The organism is Stieleria mannarensis (assembly GCF_014154935.1).
GTDB classification, from domain to species: Bacteria; Planctomycetota; Planctomycetia; order Pirellulales; family Pirellulaceae; genus Stieleria; species Stieleria mannarensis.
Genome location: NZ_JACEHH010000004.1, coordinates 241,888 through 256,904, shown reverse-complemented (window position 1 = coordinate 256,904; position 15,017 = coordinate 241,888). Strand labels below are relative to the sequence as shown.

The window sequence follows — 15,017 nt, the reverse complement described above, 5'->3', positions numbered from 1 at the left end:
CCTCGCTGCTTCGCAGCGAATCGCGACGGCCCGGAAGGGGGCAGCGTCCATCGGAAGGGGCAGCGTCCATCGGAAGGGGCATCGCACATTGGAAGGGACGTCGTGCTTTCGGGGGCGGTCAGGACTCGGAGTCGTCGTCACCGTTTTCCGGCGTCTGGCGGCGTTTGATCAGCGTCACCTCGTTGCCTTTTTCGCTGAACGTGACTTCGTCCAAGAACGTGCGAATCAACATGATGCCGCGGCCGCTGGCCTTGAGCAGGTTTTCCGGATCGGTCGGATCGGGCAGCGAGGTCGGATCGAACCCCGGCCCTTCATCGGTGATGACAAACTTGACCTCGGACTGCGTCAACGTCGCATTGATGGTCACGCGGCGATCGCAATACGGCGGCTCTTGGATCCGCTGTTCGGCGAGTGCTCGGTAGGATCCGTCGTCCTCTTCCCGCAAGTCGGAATCCAATTCCAGATTGCCGTGGTCGATCGCGTTGGTCATCGATTCGCTCAGCGCGGTCGTCAATTGCACCAATGTCGACTCGTCAAAGTAGTTCAGCAGCTTTAATTGTTCGTGCAGGTAGCCGACCAAGGCCTGGATCCCTCCCGGTTCATACCCCAACACGAATCGCGACTCGCTTTCCTCCAAAAAAGCGAGGACTTTCTCGCGTTCCTGGATGGCGTGCACGACCGACATGACCGTGCGGAGGGCTTCGCTGAGGCCCTTGCTGAGGTTTTCCTTGGGGACGTAGCTGGATGCCCCGGCCCGCAGCGCACGCGCGGCCACATCTTCGCTGCCGAATCCCGTCATCAGGATCACCGGCAATTGGGGATAGACGTCGCGAAGCCGTTCGACCAGCTCCAACCCGTCCATCTTGGGCATCTGCAAATCCGTCAGGACGATGTCCGGCTTGTCCGCGTTGACTGATTCGAGGGCTTCACAGCCATCGGCGGCATAGCGTACGTCGCATCCGGCTGCCTGGACACAGGCGCCAGCGACACGCTGGCAGACGGCGGAATCATCGACGATCAGGACGGTGGTCATGGAAGTCAACCTTGGCTGAATCAAAGAGAAGGTCCCGGGGGGCAAACAGGACAAGCCTTTGATGATACCGTATCGACGCGGGTTTGACCCGGTCGGGGGCTCAGGCAGGTGGTGATGCCCCGCCATCGGCCGCCAACACGACGTGCCTTTTCCGCCAAAAGTACGATAAAAACCGACGATTCGGCGCGACAAGCGACCAACCAGGTCACTCGTCGATCAGTTGCCGGACGACTTCGCTTTTCGCCCCGGCGGGATCGTCAGCAGCACCGGCGCCTCGGTCGTCTCGGGCAACGGGTCGCTTAACTTCGCCGTGCCGATCTTTTTTTCCCAATCGACCGCCATCAGCAAATCAAACCCCGGGTTCTGGTTTTTCACCTGACAGGAACACGGGCCGATGATGAATCGTGACGCCAATCCGATCGTCAATTCCGAAATCCCCTTGCCGACCAACCCGTACAACACCCGGCCACGCCCCAGCACCGGAAACGCCATCGGTTGGTCCAATTCCTCCAGGTCCGGCTCGCTGGCCAACAGCATCTTTAGCAAAAACTGTTCGCGAGGGTCATCGCGATGCAGTGTCAGAATCGAAAAATCCAACCGCAACTCGATCGCCAACTGCTCCAACAACGCTTGTTCGTCCTCAATCTCCTCCTGCTCGGGCAGCTCCAACGACGTCTCGTTCTGCTGCACGAAACGTGTCAGATTGTTCAACGCGACTTCGTCCTGCTTGGGGTCGCCACAAGGCACAAAGATCCACACCGCCGACTCGCCGGCGACCAACCGTTTCGCGATCTCTTGGCGAATCGGCGAGTCGACCAGATGCGCAACCATGTCGGCATCGAGTGGGCCGGCGTCGATCAAGCGGTCCGGGACTTCTTGTGCCGTGATCGGATACAGGGACGCCAGCACCGCTTGCCCTGGTCGGCCGTGCTGTGCCCAGACCGATCGCAACAGTTCGTCTTGCACCTTGCCCGCTTCGATCACCTTCACACCGCTATTGGCTGCTCCCTCCCCCTGGTGGCCGGAATCGCGCAGGGCCTCGATGAGTTTCGATTCCGCATCACCGAGCGGTCCGTCGTGCAAGACGACCAGTTCGTAATTGTCTGCAGGCCATCGTTCCAGCGCATAACGAAACACCGGCACCTGGCAGGCGTCGGCCGGCGGCGTGGTGATCGCGACCAGTCCGATCGACATCAGTAAGGTTGAGATGATAAGCAGCGGTTGTCGCATTCGATTCATCGCTCTTCCTTTCGTGTGACCTCGATTCCCGACAGGATCGGCAACCGTGATGGATCTTCGGGAACCAGTTCAACCAATAATGAGTCGTCCACGACGATGTCGGAAAATTCGATGGACTTCGTTTCCGCAGGCTCTCCCGGTGTGGCCTGGATCACGATTCCCGATTTGACGGCTTCCGATTGTAACTTGATCGCAAACGGTCCCGAGTCGGTTTCGTCCAAATTGGCGAACAAGAGTTTGACGTCATACCGAGCCGCCGGATCGTTTTTTCCCAACAGCGGGATTTCAAATTGCTTCAACCCCCGCGCCCCCGAAGCATAGACCCAGGGCTTATCCGATCCGTCCAGGTCGACCGATTCCAGATTGCGGCTGTACCACCCGCCACCGCTGGCGAGTTGTGGTTTCAAATCAAACACGAACTCCAACCGTCCGCGACTGCTGGGCCTTGGATAGCCGAACCATTCGTGGCCGGCGATCTCTTTGCGATCGCCGGGGGCGCCGAAGTTGATTCCGATCCGTTTGACCGGCGTGGTCGGGCCGACGGCGCTGAAGATTCCCCAAGACTTGTTTTCGGATTTCGGTTCCATCACCACGGTCGACGCGATCGAAAACTGACACACGCACCCCGCACTGGCTTCAGGGATCATCACGAGACCATTTCCGGGGATGGCGTTGACCCAGCACCCGAGTCGCTGGCCGGCGAAGTGACGCGTCCCGCTGTCCTCGTACAGGTCGTAATAGCCGATGAAGCCAGATCGAAAGAACATCATGTTCGGCGTCGCGGTGATCACGCCGCAATGATGCCCCGGACGGCTGAAACGCCACTGGCTTTCGGCGCCGGTCAACGGGTGTTGCCGCGTTTTCGGCTGGCCGCTGTGCAAGTTGAACGCCCAGGGCTCGGCATAGATCACGTCGCCGACGACCGCCGGTCGGTTCATGTAGTTGGCGTTCTTGGACCACAGCTCGGTGCCGTCGGCCGCGTCGAGCACCAGCAATTTACGTCGATCGAATTGGCCCGAGAGGAATTGTTTCCAGTAGTGGCCGTTGGCGTTCGCACCGCACAAGACCACTCGCCCGTCGGCAACCATCAACGTCAAACTGCCGCCGCCGGCGCTGACATTGGTGGTGTCGGTGACGTTGACCGCTTTCTCCCACAGCTTTTCGCCCGTGCGACGGTCCAATGCGACGGCCAACCGCACGTCGTAGTCCTTCATCGCCGCTTCGGCCTGCTCGGCCGCTTCGCCGGTCAACTGTTTCAAGTCGCCCTTGTCCTTCAAATACAACTGCTGGCGTTCCTCGGGCGTGATCGAACTGTCGATGAAATAAATTCGCTCGGGGCCGATCGCGATCGTGGTGTGCAAGATGTTGCTGCCGCGGTAGGTCCACATCCGCTCGCCGGTTTCGGTATCGACCGCAAACACCGCATCGGTTTGACTTTTGACGGTCAATCCACGCCTGCGCATCCGCTGCTCCAACTCCTCGCGAATCGTGCTGGTGCCGAACACCTGGCCGTTGTCATAGGCCAGATAGGCCCATGCCCGCTGCACGCCGTCGGGTGATTCCGGGGTTTGGTAGGTCGCATTGACCGTGCCCGTGGCGGCATCAAGTGCCAGGCATTGATTGTTGATCGCGACATAAAGTGCATCATCGCTGGCGGCCAAATTGTGCGTTTCGCGGTTGTTGAACACGCCGGTGCGGATCGCGCCGGGATTCTCAAACTCCCACAAAAAGTTGCCGTTGTAGGCGTCATAGGCCATCAGCCGGTCGGTCCCCTGGATGAACATCCGCCCGTTGGTCGACAGCGGTGCGCCGGCCGCTTCGTGACGGTTGATCATCGCACTCGGTCCCGGGTCGCCGTACCACAACACGCCCAGCCCATCGCGGATGCGGTGGTCGTCGCTGTAAGACGTGTTGGCGACGTTGCCGTATTGATGGGACCAGTTGCCGGCCCCTGGCAATTTGCCGCGACGCAGCAGTTGCCAATCCGGTCCGGTGACGACCTCGCCTTCCTCCTGCCGATAAAACTGCGTCAGCCACGCCGTCGTCTCCTCCGCCGACGCCATCTCTGGCAGGTCCGCCGCGGCTGCGGGACGCCCCAGGATCACGACGCCGCCACAGGGTTTTAGATGCCGCGCGATCTTCTCCGGGTCACCCGGCAAACGCCCCGACAGCAACATCGACTCGGACACGATCAAGTTGGCGAAGTAGTTGGAAAACGGCATGGCGTCGATGGACGTGTTGACCACCGTGATGCGGGTGGCGTGAATGCCGGCTCGCTCGAGTGCCTGGCGCGAAGCCGTCGCCTTGGCCGCATCGGGCTCGACCGCATAGATCGTCAAGCCACTCTGCTGTGCCAACTCGTACGCCAGCCGTCCTTGGCCGCTGCCGACGACCAGACAGTATCCGGTCTGATGACCGCTGCGCTGGAGGATTTCGCGAGCCGCCGCCTGGTAGAATTCGGTCTGATCATCGACGGGAAACGGCGTCTCCGCCGGACCCGGCCACGTCGCGGTTTGCTCGCCGGACACATCGCTTCGAAACGCATAGACATTTCCGCTGTCGGTGCTGACGGTCAAAACATGGCTATCGATCGCCAGTCCCCGGACATTGCCGTCGACCTCGGCTCGCCACAGGACTTCGCCGCTCTCGCGATCAAGCATTACAACCTCGTTCATGCCGCCGGCGATCACGGCATTGTTCGAAGCGACCAGCACGCCGTCAAAATCGCTGGCGTGTTCCCAGATGATGCCGCCCTTCATGGCCTCCTTCATCATCTGCTTGGCGTGGGCCAGTTTCTCTGGCGTCGTCGGCCGCTCGCGGAGTTTCAAAAACCACTTCTGTTTCTCTTGGCTGGCGCGGGCATGCTCGCTGCGATTGACGCAAAAGATCTTCTCGCCGTCCATCAAGTAAGCCAGTTCGCCGGCCAAGACCATTTGCCGGCCGTTGATCCAAGACTCGCCGACGTCGCCGGTTTTCTGGTTCATCGCCAAAAAGTGGTGGGGTCCGCCGGCATAGACCTGACCGTCGCCGAGCAGTGCTTTTGTCCCGCCGACCACACCACCGGCATCGGTGCGCCACGAGTGGGTGCGTTGAAAGACGATCTTTCCGGTTTCTTTGTCAACGGCCACCGGCAACGATCGCCCCGAGGGCACATACAAGTAATTGTCGTTGGCCAACAGATAGCCTTGCGGTGATAGGTCGTTGCGGCCGGCGTTCTGATCACTGATCGTGTCGTTGCGCCAGATCACCGAACCGTCGACGGCGTTGACGGCGCACAAGTAAACCGTTTCATGCGGAAAAACGCCGGCACCGAAATAAGCCACATCGCCGTCGATCAACACGCCCGTTCGCACCGGCCAACGCGAGATCATTTCGCCGCGGCTGAGCAAGCGATCATCCTTGGGACCGACACGCATTTCCCAGACGACTTGGCCATCGGTCGCACGCAAGCAATAAACCAGGCCGTCGTCGGATCCGAAGTAGACGTTGCCGTGAGCCAGCGTCGGCGCCAGACGAATCGGCCCCTCGGTGTAGAAGTCCCAGATCGGTCGGCCCGATTTTGCGTCGACGCAGTGAAGGCGATGATCCACCGTGCTGCCAAAGTAGACGCGGCCATCGCCGATCACGACCTGCAATGCGTCATCAAAATCGACGCGGTGCTTCATCACGTGACCTTCGATCGGCGTCTCACGCGGTCCCGACCAGGCCTTGATCGGTTTGGCCGGAGAGTTGTAGGTCCAGGCCAGTCGCAGCGAAGGGTCCAGGGTTTGGGACGTGAAACCGGCCCGGTCGTTCCCGTTCAGATAGACCGGCCAGTCCGCTCGGGCGGTGGTCAATAAAAACAGGCACACGAAACCGCAAGTCGCGAAAATCAATCGTGCAATCATGGCAGGGAATCCGTCGGCGGGTCGATCGGGTGGGGATGGATGCGGAAGTCATCCGTGTGGGAACATCCAGTCTAGCCGCCCCGATCACCTCGTGCTGCCCCGCCCACTGCCCGCCGAGATCTCAATTCATGGCGTCAGGCCCGTAATTCCCGGCCGAACTATCAAAGCGTCGCCAAAAACACATCAAACGATCAAGCAGACTTCACCCGAAACGGCGAGCCCGAAATGGGCAACCACGCATGCGAAACTCTTGGCGAGTTCCGCTACCTGACGCCTTCGCTGCGGCCGATCGCTAGGTCCTCCGTTGGGGCACCGGTTTGGCGACAGCTCACACGCCTCTCATCATTCTGCCCGAGTCATTCTGCCATCCGTCTCTTGATTCCCGCCGACACGACCGGACACCGAATCGCGGTCAAGCGGTAGGAAGATTTTGGAGGCAGGAAAATTGATTCCATCCAATGGCAGACCGCCTCCTCGGTTTTCGAATCCGTGCTGTCTCGCTAAATTCCACGTTTTCCTTCCAGTCCAGGAGATTGACGTGCCCCATTTCGATGTGTTCAACGGCGATGCGGACGGTATTTGTGCCTTGCATCAACTTCGCTTGGCCGAGCCGCGTGAGAGCACCTTGGTGACGGGCGTCAAACGCGACATCAGCCTGCTCCGGCGCGTCCAGGCTCAGTCCGGCGACAGCGTGACTGTCCTGGACATCTCGCTGGACAAGAACCGCGACGACCTGGTGCGACTGCTCGACGGTGGCGTCCAGGTCAGCTATTTCGACCACCACTTCGCCGGCGAGATCCCCGAGTCGAAAAACCTGAGCGTGCAAATCGACACGGCCGGAGACGTTTGCACGGGATGGCTGGTCAATCAACATCTCGACGGCGCGTTTTTGCCCTGGGCGGTGACCGCGCTGTTCGGCGACAACTTGCACGACGCCGCTCGCAGTGCCGCACAACCGCTCGACCTCAGCGAGTCGCAACTCGATCAACTCGAAACACTCGGCACGCTGCTCAATTACAACGGGTATGGCAGCACACTGGACGATCTGTATTTCCCGCCGGACCAGCTTTATCAAAAAATCCAGCCCTATGCCGACCCGTTCGAATTCATCGCCACCGACACCACGTTCCAAACGCTTCGCGACGGATACGACAGCGACATGAATCATGCGGCGTCGATCGATCCGGTTTTGAAAACCGACGCCTGTGCGGCATTTGTGTTTCCCAACGATTCCTTCTCGCGGCGCGTCAGCGGCGTCTACAGCAATCAACTCGCCCGCGACAACCCCGATCGAGCCCACGCCTTGGCCAGCCTGTTACCCTCGGGCGACTACTTGGTCAGTGTCCGCGCCCCGTTGGCAACCAAGACCGGTGCCGATGAACTGTGCCGTCAATTCCCGACCGGTGGCGGGCGTAAAGCGGCCGCCGGGATCAACGAGCTACCCGGTGACCAACTGCAAGCCTTCCTCGATGCCATGCAAACGCAATTCGGCTGATCGCAGTGGGATAGGCTTCCAGCCTGTCATTCAGCATTGACACACCTGGAAGCCTATCCCACTTAGGGCGAACCGATCGCCGCGTCGACATCGTCCAGTGAAACCTTCAGGACCTCCATCGTCTGCTTCGCACCGGAAAATGCGATCAGCAAGTGCCCGTCGTGTTCAATCAGGTGCGGATAGTCGACGTGCCGACCGCCGACGAGCTGAAACAGGCGCGTGAAGACCAATCCGTCGGCACTGATGGCGAGTGTCAACGGATCACGTCGTTTGGGGTTGGCATTGGAGACCATTGCATAGTAGCCCCGCGAAGTTCGCAGTACGAAAAATTTACTGGTCGCGTCCGGGAAGTTAGTCTTCACGATCGGGCTCCACGTCCGCCCGTTGTCGCACGAGAACGTTCGCAGCAATCGGCCCGAGCGTCCGTTGTCGCGAATCAGTCCGACAAGGTTCTTTCCATCCGGCAGCACATACCAATACGGTTCTTCCGGGCGACCGTTTGCGTCGTAGCTTGCCAGCGGATGGATGTTCCAGTCGTCATACGCGGTGTCGCCGCCGATCATCACGGAAACCTGTTGGCGGTGGTCGCGGCGAGTCATCATGAACTCGCCCTGCGGCAATCGCTTGGGCGGAAAGTTGTTCAACGTGTCGTCCAAGACGGTGCCGTGATCCTTCCATGTCGCCTCGGACGCATCCCAGCGAAACGCTTCCAGCCGCAGCCCTTTGCCGGGATAGCCCGGTGCGTTGAAGTGACTTGCCAACGCAAGCAAGTCACCCTCGCGGACCCACAACCCACGCGCGATCCAGCCGAATCCCTCACGTCGCGGCGGCCCCGACAGATCCGCCGGCGCGCTCCAATGCAGTCCGTCTTCACTGGTGGCGTAAGAAACACGCGTCCCCGGTCGGTCATGCCCCGGGACCACGTTGCGATGCTGCTGCGGCGTCAGTCCCCGTTTCGGCACCCCCGGACCATCGCTCCACATCGCCCAGTACTTGTCGTCGAAGTGTGCCAGATATGCGTGTTGGTGAACCCAGGTCCCGGCTCGTTCTCGGACGTCGCTGATCACAGCATGCTGCGAAGCAATGCGGGGCAGATTTGCAAAATCGATTTGCGACGGATCCGAACCGGTGGTCACCAAGTCCAACATGTGTGGGCTGGTCGGATTCGTCACCGGGTGCGGAGATTCGTCACGGTGTGAGGCGGCTACCGTCGGCCGCACGGCCAGCTTTTCCGACAGCTTTTCCGCGAGTTCGGCGATGGTGGTTTGGTGCTCATCCCGCTCGGCCACGTTGACGCTCTCGTGCGGGTCGGTGCGATGGTCGTAAAGTTCCTTGGCCAGCACACGTTTGGTCTGGAAGTCCCGCCACTCGGTGTAGCGAAACCGCTGGCTGCGAATCGAATACCCCATCACCTCGGGTCGTTTGCCGCGCGGATAATTCGGACGCGGTGTTTGCGTCAGCGCGACATCATGGTGGCGGTTCGAGGGATCGTCCAGCAGCGGCACCAACGAGACGCCTTCGACGTCCTCGGGGGCTTGCAGACCGGCGAGTTCGGCGAGTGTCGGATACAGGTCCAATAATTCAACCAACGCTTTGGTGCGTCCCGACGCCGGATGCTTCGGTGCGTCGATGATCAAGGGAATCCGCGCGTCGAGTTCAAACGCGGTCGTCTTTCGCGTCAATCCGTGTTCGCCCAGATGCAGCCCGTGGTCCGACCATAGCACCACGATCGTGTCGTCTCGCAAGCCGAGTGCATCCAGTTCATCTAGCACGCGTCCCACTTGGGCATCCAAGTAGCTGATTGCCGCCAGGTGCCCGTGATGCATCTCGCGCAATGCATCCGACGCTGCCCCGTCGGTGAATCGCGCGCTGGTCAACGCAAGGTCGGGAACGTCTTTGGGTGGCTGCACGTCGTTGGGAATCGGCACCTCCTCGCGATCGTACAGATCCCAGTACTTTTTGGGAGCGTTGAAAGGCGTGTGTGGCTTCCAAAATCCGACGGCCAGGAAAAACGGCTGATCACCGCGACTCAACTCCCGCATCGTCGCGACCGCGGTGTTGGCAACTCGCCCGTCAAAGTAGGCTTCATCGGGAACCTCACGACATTCGATGCCGCCTCTGCCGGACGCCAAATTCGGCGGCACGACACCGTCGACCAGCGGCTTGTCATTGGAGTGGCTGTTGTAATGCAGCACCGATGGGACGCTCCAAGACTGCGGATCGCCCTTCCAATCGTCTTGCCGCCAGTTATGAAAGATCTTGCCGACGCATTGGGTGTGATAGCCACTGGTCTTGAACAGCTCTGGCAAGGTGACCGCATCGGGCACGTTCTGGCGAAAATGGGTCGGCAAGTCCCAGACCCGAAGCGTGTCCGGTCGCATCCCCGTCAACAGCGAAGCTCGCGACGGATTGCAAACGGTTTGTTGACAATACGCGCGCTCGAACAGCATACCTCGTGAAGCAAACCGGTCGATGTGCGGCGACTTCACCCACGTTTGGCCGTAACAGCCGAGTTCGACGCGCAGGTCATCGATCGCGATGAATAAGACGTTGGGCCGCCCGGCACGGGCAATCGTCGCGAGCAGCGGCAAACAACAGGTGACGAAGATGAAAAAGATGATCCGGGGCACAACATTCAACCTCTCGAACAGCCGGAAAATGATGTTACCATCGGCTATGATCGAAAACACGCAAAAAACTTAAGACACGACTCACCGATCGAGATTGTAGTAGATGCGCCCGCGCGAGGCAGACTTGACCGATCGATCAATGCACCGCGTCTGTTCCAGGCCACACCTCAAGGATCACCATGACCGAATCGAAGCGAAGACAGTTTCTGAAGACCGCAGCCGTGCTGGGGCCGGCGGGATTGTTGGTGAATCGAAACGCCATTGCCAGCGACAACGAAAAACCGATCGGTTCGGTTCCCGATGCCGCCCGGGGCCATGTGCTCCGAACCAGCGGTCAGCTGACCGAGTCGGATTCGGAGCTGCAAGAAAACAGCAGGCACCTCCCCGTTGCCGGACACAGCCAAGTGTTGGTTTGTGGTGGCGGGCCGGCCGGGATTGCGGCGGCATTGGCGGCCGCCCGCAGCGGCGCGACGGTCCAATTGCTCGAATTGGCCGGCTGCTTGGGAGGCGTCTGGACGGCCGGAATGCTGACGAAGATCCTGGATGTCTCGGGAAAATCCGGCATCATGCAGGAAGTGCTCGCAGCGTTGGCGGCCAGGGGCAGCGACGTCGCCAAACGCTCCGCGGGTACCGTTTATGACCCCGAACTGGCGAAAGTCGTTTTGGAAGAAATGTGTGTCGAAGCCGGGGTCAAGATCCAGTTGCACACCATGGTGGTCGGCGCCGTGACCGACGAAAGCAATCGTCTGGTCGCGGTGATCACCGAATCAAAGTCGGGACGCCAGGGGTGGACCGCCGATCGGTTCATCGACTGCACCGGCGACGGCGATCTCGCGGCCCAGGCCGGCTGCCGCTTTGACCTCGGGTTCGGCGAGGACTGTACTTGCCAGCCGATGTCGATGATGGCGCTGGTCACCGGCCCGCGTCCGGAAGACGTGCAAGAATTCATCCGCGAAACCGGACGCGAGGCCAAAGCGAGACTCTACAAATTCATGCAAGACGCCGGGATCAATCCGTCCTATCGAGCGCCCACGCTGCGGCATCTGCACAGCGGCATCTATTCGATCATGACCAACCACCAATACGGCGTCTCTGCCTTCGATGCCGGCGCGATCACCAAAGCCACCATCGAAGGCCGACGCGAAGTCCACGAGATCGTGCGTGGGCTGCGAGACTTGGGCGGCGTTTGGAAAGACTTGGCGGTGGTCGCAACGGCAGAACAGATCGGCATTCGCGAAGGTCGCCGCATCAAAGGGCGTTACACGATCACCAGTGACGACATCACGACCGGGTTGAAGCATCCCCAAGCCGTCTGCCGGTCGAAGTTTTCGATCGACGTGCACTCGCTGGAAATCGCCGGAAACCCCGAGAGTATTGAAGCGCTGCGGGCACGCGGCGTTCGGCAATACGACATCCCCTATCCGGCACTGGTCGCCGCCGACGTGGACGGTTTGCTGATGGCGGGACGCTGCATCAGCGGCGACTTCTTCGCCCACGCCAGTTACCGAGTCACCGGCAACGCCGTCCCGATGGGCGAAGCCGCCGGCAAAGCCGCCGCCGCATCGATCGACCAAGGCATCATGCCCCACGAATTGACGTGGAACACCGCCACCTCCAAAACCAACTCGTAAGCGTCCACGGGGGAATCTCCATCCACAAGGGTTCAATCATCATGCAACGACCTTCACTTCGACAAACTTGGGCGACCGCGGTTTTGATCCTCGGATTGCCAACTCTTGTCATCGGCCAAACCGAACGGCCCCAGGATTCATCGGACGATCCGACGCAAGCGATCACCGACTCCTTTCACGGTTCGATGCGAGATGAGTGGCGGTGGCTGCGCGAGAATCAAGCCGGATGGAAATTGACCGATTCCGGGCTGAAGGTCTTGGTCGAGCCGGGAAACATGTGGGGTAGAGCCAATGATGCGAAGAACGTGTTGCTTCATCCCGTGCCCGCCGCTTGGCAGGATTCGGTGGACGTCCGCGTTCAGCTAGAGCAACACCCCAGGAAACGCTGGGAACAAACCAATCTGGTCTGGTACTACAGCGATTCGACGATGGTCAAAATCGGGCTGGAAATCGAACACGGGGTGACCAACATCGTGATGGGCCGCGAAGAAAACGACCGCACGCGGACCATCGCGATCATTCCCTATCCGGCCGAATCGGTCGAGTTGCGGATCGTGGTGGAAGGCCACGATTTGCAGGGGTTCTATCGCATTCCCGGTGAACCGGATTGGATCGCCGTCGGCAAGACCACTTTGCCCGACGAAGTTTCCCAATCGCCACAGGTCAGCCTGCAATTCTATCAAGGCGAAGAAGACTCCGGCCGCTGGGCGACTGCCAGTCATTTCGAAATGATGCCGCGCTAGCGGAAAGTGAGAGAGGCAATTCCGTTCACCCCGTTTGAAATCAATCGTTTCGCACCAGCCCACGCGCCCCATCATTCTGCCCCGAATCATTCCGCCATTTCTCCCGGCATACTCACCGGCAAGTGTTTTTTGTTCACTTGCCTGCAACCATGAATCGTTCTTCTTGAAACTTTTCTACTGCGGACCGCGTCCCCACCTGTTAAAAAGCGCATCGGTTCCGTTCCACCCAACCGATCGTAATGGGGGCGAAGATCATGTGGCGTGCAAGAACAATCAGTCTGCTGTTGCTGATGGTGCCGGCGTGTGGATGGGCAGAGGACACGACGCACGACACCGAGGCTCCGGTGGTCACGATCACGTCCTTGAAGGACCAGGACGCCGTCGGGGGAAAGGTCGACATCGCGGCCGACGCCAGTGACAACGTCGCGGTGGCCGAGGTGACGTTTTACAAAGACGACACGCTGATCAAATCCGACACGGAAAGCCCCTTCTCGGCCGGGTTCGACTTCAACGCCGATACGCCCGATCAAACCTACCAGATCAAGATCGTCGCGAAAGACACCGCCGGAAACGAGACCGCCGCGGCGATTGACGTCCGCAAACCCAAGCACAGCTTCCAGCCGCCGGGCGGCACGCTCAGCGACAACGGAGCGTTCTTCAAGGTTTGGGCACCGCACGCAAACAAAGTCGCACTGATCGGTGATTTCAATCAATGGGATCGCAGCGATCACCTGCTATGGAACGCCGGCGGTTGGTGGTTCGGGTTTGAACCGGAGGCCAACATGGGGCACAAGTACAAGTACGCGATCAACGGAACGATCGATCGCCCCGATCCCTATGGCCGACAGATGGAACATTCCGCCGGCGCCTCGATCATCGTGTCAACGGACATGTTCAATTGGACCGACGGCCAATGGAAAACGCCTCGGTTTGAGAACATGATCATCTATGAGCTTCATGTCGGGACGTTTGTGGGCAAGAACGACGGCCAAAACTATCCGGGCAGCTTTCAAAACCTGTTGACCAAGCTGGACTACATCAAAGGCCTTGGCGCCAACATGATCGAACTCCTGCCGGTCCACGAAACGCCAGGTCCCGACCATCCCAATCCGACGCCTTACCTGGGCTATGCCCCGACGGGGTTGTTTGCGGTCGAATCAAGCTACTCCAGTCGCAACGCGCCGTCCTACCAGGAACTGAAAGCGGTCGTGGATGCCGCCCATTCCAAAGGATTGGGCGTCATCATGGATGTGGTTTACAACCACTTCAGCACCAACGGCGGACGCGACAATTGGTATTGGGACTACGACGGTGACAGCGAAGGAAACGATGGCGGGATCTACTTCGACAACCAGCACACCCAATGGGGAATCGCTCCGGACTGGGATCGAAACGAAGTACGGGACTACATCAAAAAGAATTGTCAGTACTGGTTGAACGAGTTTCACTTGGACGGATTGCGCTGGGATGCGACAACGGAGATCAAGAACAAACCCGGTGGCTGGGACGCGATGCGCGACATCGTTTGGAGCATGCGTCAGGAATTCCCCAGCAAGATTATGATTTGCGAGAACCTGCCCTATGAAAGTGAAATGGTGCGATCGGGGAATTTTCATTCCGGGTGGTGGGTTAATTTACATCATCAAATCGAAAAAGCTTTCAAGGATGAGGCGAATGCAAATTTGAACGACGTCCGCAACGGCATCAACGGTGGCGACTACGCAGACCCGACCCAGCGTGTGATTTTTGCGATGTCGCACGACGAGTGTCGTAACGGCGGCTCGTACCTGATTTCCGAGTTCGGCGGACGCGGTAGCTGGCATGCCCACGCCAAGTCACGGGCATCGGCGGCAATCAGTCTGCTCTCGCCCGGGATCCCGATGATTTGGCAAGGCGAAGAGTTTGCCCAGGACGGTTGGTTTGACGACAACTACGATCACGCCGTCGATTGGAAATACGAACGCGATTCCGACGGCTGGAAGATGAAGGAGTTGTACAAGCACACGATCCAACTGCGTTGGGACAGCGACGCGATCCGCCGCGGATCATTGGAGTGGACTCATGAAGACACCAACAACAAAGTGATCGCCTTCCGCCGCGATTGGGGCGATGACCACATCCTGGTGGTGGTCAATTTCAGCCCCACCAACTTCACCAATCACAGCTACGGAGTCCGCGCGGGGCTTGACGGCCAGTGGACGCAGGTCTTGTGCAGCCAAGACGCGCGGTTCGGCGGCTGGGACGGCGCCGGAAATGCGTTCTACGAACCAACGGTCCAAGCCGATGGCAAACTCTATCTGAACGTCCCCAAGTTTTCCGTCATCGCGATGCGACGCAAATAGCAGAACGCTTCACACAG

The 15,017-nt window shown here is 59.6% G+C and carries 8 protein-coding genes; 4 read left to right on the top strand and 4 right to left on the bottom strand.

What is annotated here, in order from left to right; genetic code table 11:
- Positions 1–118: 118 nt before the first annotated feature.
- The 3 genes from H1B37_RS04545 to H1B37_RS04535 all read right to left on the bottom strand — a co-directional run bounded on the left by H1B37_RS04545 (position 119) and on the right by H1B37_RS04535 (position 6,159).
- Positions 119–1,033: an ATP-binding response regulator gene (locus H1B37_RS04545; RefSeq protein WP_182865424.1), complete on the bottom strand. Its 915-nt coding sequence runs from the start codon at positions 1,031–1,033 to the stop codon at positions 119–121.
- Positions 1,034–1,249: 216 nt separating this feature from the next.
- Positions 1,250–2,272 carry a hypothetical protein gene (locus H1B37_RS04540; protein ID WP_182865423.1) on the bottom strand — a complete coding sequence of 341 codons (1,023 nt, stop codon included), beginning with the start codon at positions 2,270–2,272 and terminating at the stop codon, positions 1,250–1,252.
- Entirely contained in the window at positions 2,269–6,159 is a 3,891-nt protein-coding gene (locus H1B37_RS04535) for an outer membrane protein assembly factor BamB family protein (protein ID WP_182865422.1), read from the bottom strand. Before H1B37_RS04535 ends, H1B37_RS04540 begins: the two co-directional genes overlap by 4 nt.
- Positions 6,160–6,697: 538 nt before the next feature.
- On the opposite strand from H1B37_RS04535, the gene H1B37_RS04530 reads away from it, so the two are divergent.
- The gene (locus tag H1B37_RS04530) at positions 6,698–7,654 is read left to right on the top strand and encodes an acetyltransferase (protein ID WP_182865421.1); all 957 of its coding nucleotides are present in this window, start codon (positions 6,698–6,700) and stop codon (positions 7,652–7,654) included.
- Between the two features lie 62 nt (positions 7,655–7,716).
- On the opposite strand, the gene H1B37_RS04525 is transcribed toward H1B37_RS04530, so the two are convergent.
- Positions 7,717–10,284, bottom strand: coding sequence for a sulfatase-like hydrolase/transferase (locus H1B37_RS04525; RefSeq protein WP_353620777.1), 2,568 nt, complete (start codon positions 10,282–10,284; stop codon positions 7,717–7,719).
- Positions 10,285–10,463: 179 nt separating this feature from the next.
- Between H1B37_RS04525 and H1B37_RS04520 the strand changes: the two genes are divergently transcribed.
- From H1B37_RS04520 to H1B37_RS04510, 3 genes are all read left to right on the top strand, one after another.
- Positions 10,464–11,915 carry an FAD-dependent oxidoreductase gene (locus H1B37_RS04520; protein ID WP_182865419.1) on the top strand — a complete coding sequence of 484 codons (1,452 nt, stop codon included), beginning with the start codon at positions 10,464–10,466 and terminating at the stop codon, positions 11,913–11,915.
- A gap of 41 nt (positions 11,916–11,956) precedes the next feature.
- Positions 11,957–12,658, top strand: coding sequence for a beta-xylosidase family glycoside hydrolase (locus tag H1B37_RS04515; RefSeq protein WP_182865418.1), 702 nt, complete (start codon positions 11,957–11,959; stop codon positions 12,656–12,658).
- Positions 12,659–12,912: 254 nt separating this feature from the next.
- The gene (locus tag H1B37_RS04510) at positions 12,913–15,000 is read left to right on the top strand and encodes an alpha-amylase family glycosyl hydrolase (RefSeq protein WP_182865417.1); all 2,088 of its coding nucleotides are present in this window, start codon (positions 12,913–12,915) and stop codon (positions 14,998–15,000) included.
- Positions 15,001–15,017: the final 17 nt, after the last annotated feature.